The sequence below is a fragment of the Streptomyces otsuchiensis genome (genome assembly GCF_004305975.1).
Lineage (GTDB): Bacteria > Actinomycetota > Actinomycetes > Streptomycetales > Streptomycetaceae > Streptomyces > Streptomyces otsuchiensis.
The window spans coordinates 1-4,331 of sequence record NZ_BHZI01000386.1; the positions used below are offsets into that span (position 1 = coordinate 1).

Consider the following 4,331-nt stretch of genomic DNA (forward strand, 5'->3'; position numbering starts at 1 on the left):
TTCCACAGCAGCGCCGTGGCACCGGCCCTGCCCTCCCCGGCGCCGGGACGCTCCGCGCCCTCCCGCCCGACCTGCCGACCGCCGTGCTGCGTCACGCCCACGAGCGGCCCGGTGCCACGGCGCTGCTGTGGAACGGCGCGAGCGTCAGCTACGGCGAACTCCGGGCGCTGTCCGATGAGCAGTCGCACCGGCTCGGCTCCCTGGGGCTCGCCCAGGGCGAGCCGGTGTGCGTACCCGCGCACAAGTCCCCGGAGACGATCGCGCTGGTGCTGGCCTGCCTGCGCGAGGCCCGCCCCTTCCTGCTTCCCTCCGCGGCGCTGCCGCCCGCGCTGCTGGCGGAGCTGGCGGCGAGCGCAGGCTGCCGGTGGACCGTCACCGCGGACGGGGAGTCACCGGTGCCGCCGGCGGCCGCCGGCGGCGTGCCCCTGCCGCCGGGCACCGGGTTCCTGCTGACCACCTCCGGCTCCACGGGGACACCCAAGGTCGTGCCGCTGCCGCACCGCGCGGTCAACCGCTTCACCCGCTGGGCGGCGGGCGCCTTCGGGATCGACGCGGAGACCACGGTGCTCAACTACGCGCCCCTCAACTTCGACCTCTGTCTGCTGGACGTGTGGACGACGCTGGCCCGGGGCGGCCGGGTGGTACTGGTCGATCCCGACCTCGCCGCCCGCGGCGAGCACCTGGTGGACCTCATCGACCGGCACGGCGTCGACGTCGTGCAGGCGGTGCCGATGTTCTACACGCTGCTGACGCACGCCGCCCGCCGGCGCGGCACCACGCTGCCCTCGGTGCGCCACGCCGTCTTCACCGGCGACGTCATGCCGGAGGCGACCCTGGCGGAGCTGCCGCCGGTCCTGCCGGGCGCCAGACTGCACGGCGTCTACGGCTGCACGGAGACCAACGACAGCTTCGTCCACGAGGTCGACCGCGAACTGCCGCTTCCCGCCGGCGTCCCCCTGGGACGGCCGCTGCCCGGGGTGCGCACCGCGGTGCTGGACGCCGGGCGGCGCGTGCTGCGCGGCCCGGGCGAGGGCGAGCTGTACGTCTCCACCCCGTTCCAGGCCGCCGGCTATCTCGATCCCGCGCGCGACCCCGGCAAGTTCACCGGGCACCCGCCGTCGCTGGACCCCGGCCCCTGGTTCGCCACCGGGGACCTGGTGCGGGTGGAGGCGGACGGCACCGTGCGGCTCACCGGCCGCGTCGACCACCAGGTCAAGGTGCGTGGGATCGCGGTCAACACCGCGCGGGTCGAGGCGGTGCTGGCGAGCCACCCCGCGGTGGCGGAGGTGGGTGTCGTCGCGGTGCCCGACCCGGTGGGGGGCCGCCGTCTCCTGGCCGTCGTCCGTACCCGCGCCGGCACCGGTGCCACCAGCCTGGACCTGCGGCGCCACTGCTCCGCCGGGCTGCCCCGTGCGGCGGTGCCCACCTCGCTCCTGGTGGTGGACAGCCCCCTGCCGCGCACCCCCACCGGAAAGGTGGACCGACGCGCGCTGGAGGAGTTCGCACCGACGCCGTGACCCGCCTCGCCGCCAGGCCACCCGTGCCGGGCCGCGACGCCTCGGCCCCGCACGCCCAGGGCCCGATCCGGCCGGACCCGTCCGGGTCCGCGCCCACCCGACCACCCGCGCCGCCGGACCCGGCGGCGCCTCGTCCACCAGTGAGGGAACCAGCCGTGAGCCACACCGACCAGATCACCCGCTACATCGTCGGCGAGTTCCTGCCCGACGTCTCCCCCGACCAGCTCGACCCCCACCAGGACCTCCTCGCCGACGGCGTCATCGACAGCCTCGGGGTGCTGAAGCTGATCGCCTGGGTGGAGCACACCTTCGACGTGACCATCGGCGACACCGACCTGGACCCCGACAACTTCCGCAGCGTCGCCGCCGTCGAGGCGTACGTCGCACGGAACCGCTCCGCCCAGGTCGCGGGCGGCTGAGCGTGCACGCGACGGTCGCCCGCCTCGTCGCGGGCCGCGAACACGTGGGGCGCGCCGCTTGGTCGGAGCTGTGGGACGACCTCGCGGCGGGGAGGCTGGAGCGCGGGGACGCCCTGGCGCTGCTCACCTCGCTCAGCGGCGTCCTGCCCGGCCCGCGGACGCTGGGGGCGTTCCTGGACTCCCTCGACGAGCGGCGGCCGTCGCCCCGCGCGGCGGTCTGGCCGGGCACGGCCAACATCGTCGGGACCGGTGGCGGGCCGCCCACGGTGAACGTGTCCACCGCCGCCGCCCTGGTGGCGGCGGCCGCCGGCACCCCGGTGGTGAAGTCCGGTTCCCGGGCCCACACGTCGTCGATGGGCTCGGTCAACCTGCTGGAGCGGCTCGGCGTCCCGCTGACGTCGTCCCACGAGCGGACCGCCGAGCAGCTGGAACGCCACGGCGTCGCCTTCACCGGCCCGTATGTGTACCCACCGCAGCTGGTGCGGCTGGCCATGCTGGTCGCGCCGACGAGCATGAAGCTGTTCGGCCGCTTCCTCAACGCCGTCGGCCCGTTCCTCGCGGAGCTGCCGGTGACCGCGCAGCTCACCGGGGTGTCCTCGGCGGTGCCGCTGGAACCGCTGCTCGGCCTGGCGGAGCGGGCCGGTACCCGGTCGGTGTGGCTGAACGCCAACGCGGCCGGTGCCGACGAGTTGCTGCCGTTCACCGAGAACATCCTGCACCGCGCCGGCGGTGACGCGACGGTGCTGCACGCGGGGCGGGTCGCCGATCCGGCCGGCACGCTGGCCGACCTGGCGCCCCCCGGCGAACCGGGCGAGGCCGTCGACCGGTTCCGGGAGGTGCTGGCCGGTGCGGCCGGCCCTGTGGTCACCGAGACCGTGGCGCTGAACGCGGCGGCCGTGGCCGTCGCCGCCGGCAGGCACTCCGAGTGGTCCCACGCCATGGCGGAGGCGCGGGAGGTGCTGCGGGAGGGAGCCGCGCTCTCGCTGCTCGCCCGCGTCACCGCGGGGCGGAAAGCGGAGGTGCGCGTTGGCTGAGTTCTTCGAGAGCTCCCGCGCCGAGGGCCGGACCGGACTCGCGCTGTTCCTCAACGCGGGCGACCCGCCGCTGACGACGCTCCCGGCACTACTGGCGATGCTCGACGAGGAGGGCGTCGACTGCGTGGAACTGGCCGTTCCCTTCCCCGACTCGCCCACCGACGGCGCGGTGGTGCGGCGTTCCGCCGACCGCGCCCTGGCCCTGGGCGTGGGGCTGGAGGAGACGCTGGCGGTGATCGCCGCCGTGCGTCCGTCGCTGCGGCGGCTGCGGATCGCGCTGCTCGCCGACTGGTCCCACAGCCTGCGGGAGCGGCCGGCAGCCGACATGGCCGCGGCGGTGGCCGGCAGCGGCGCGGACGCCTTGCTGGCGCACGGGCTGCCGCCCAGGGTGCGGCCCGGTTTCCACGAGGCGGCCCACCGGGCCGGGGTGCGCGTGGTCACCACCTGCTACCCGGCCAGCCCGCCGGCCGTCCGCGCGGAGGCCGTCGCCCACTGCACCGCCTATCTGTACCTCGTCGCGCGGTACGGCCGCAGCGGCGCGGCGCCCACCGGCGGTCACGCGGGCGTCGCACCGGCCGTGGCCGCCCTGCGGGCCGCCACCGACTCCCCGATCGCCGTCGGCTTCGGGGTCTCCACCGCCGAGGACGTCGCGTCCGTCGCCGCCACCGGCGCCGACGCGGCCGTCGTCGGCTCTGCCGGAGTCGCCGTCGTGGAGACGGCGCTGAAGGAGGCGGCCGATCCCGTGGACCGGTACCGCGCCTTCGTCCGTTCGCTCCGGCGACCTCCCATCCCCACCAGTACGTGAGGAGCACCGCATGATCGTCCGCCATCTCGACAGCGTCACCACGGTCGACTGGGGCAACGGGCTCAGCCGCCGGTTCCTGGTGCGCGCCGACGGCCTCGGCTACAGCGTCACCGACACCACGGTGCGCGCCGGCACCAAGTCCAAGCTGGAGTACCGCAACCATCTGGAGACCTGCTACTGCATCGAGGGCTCGGGTGAGGTCGTCGAGATGGACGGCACCTCCCATCCGCTGCGTCCCGGCGTCCTGTACTCGCTGGACGGCCACGACCCGCACTTCCTGATCGCCTCCCCCCACGAGGACCTCCGGCTGGTCTGCGTCTTCTCGCCCGCGCTGCTCGGCGACGAGGTGCACCGGCTGAACGACAACGTCTCCTCGGCCTACTGAGAACCACTCCGCGAAGCGCGTCCCGGCTCCGCGGCACCCGCACCCCGCACCGCCCACCGTGGCGTCCGGCCCGTCCGGCGCCGCGGCTCCCGCGGCCCCGCACGGCCGCCGCGTCCGGCATCCGACCGACAACGGATTCCACCCGACCGGCGGCCACCCGCCCCGGCACGC

General features: G+C 75.7%; 5 protein-coding genes. All 5 read left to right on the forward strand.

Translation table 11 applies throughout. The features are described 5' to 3' along the window. A partial coding sequence (locus tag E0D90_RS23990) for an AMP-binding protein (RefSeq protein ID WP_307721172.1) occupies positions 1-1,517 on the forward strand: 1,517 nt, incomplete at its 5' end. Between the two features lie 155 nt (positions 1,518-1,672). Then, complete coding sequence (locus E0D90_RS23995) at positions 1,673-1,936, forward strand: acyl carrier protein (protein WP_103500881.1); 264 nt, start codon at positions 1,673-1,675, stop codon at positions 1,934-1,936. 2 nt (positions 1,937-1,938) lie between these two features. After that, positions 1,939-2,970, forward strand: coding sequence for a hypothetical protein (locus tag E0D90_RS24000; RefSeq protein WP_227870457.1), 1,032 nt, complete (start codon positions 1,939-1,941; stop codon positions 2,968-2,970). Beyond that, entirely contained in the window at positions 2,963-3,775 is an 813-nt protein-coding gene (gene trpA / locus E0D90_RS24005) for a tryptophan synthase subunit alpha (protein WP_130800057.1), read from the forward strand. The genes E0D90_RS24000 and trpA overlap by 8 nt, the downstream gene beginning before the upstream one ends. Before the next feature lie 10 nt (positions 3,776-3,785). After that, the gene (locus tag E0D90_RS24010; RefSeq protein WP_103500788.1) at positions 3,786-4,160 is read left to right on the forward strand and encodes an ectoine synthase; all 375 of its coding nucleotides are present in this window, start codon (positions 3,786-3,788) and stop codon (positions 4,158-4,160) included. The last annotated feature ends 171 nt before the right edge of the window (positions 4,161-4,331 follow it).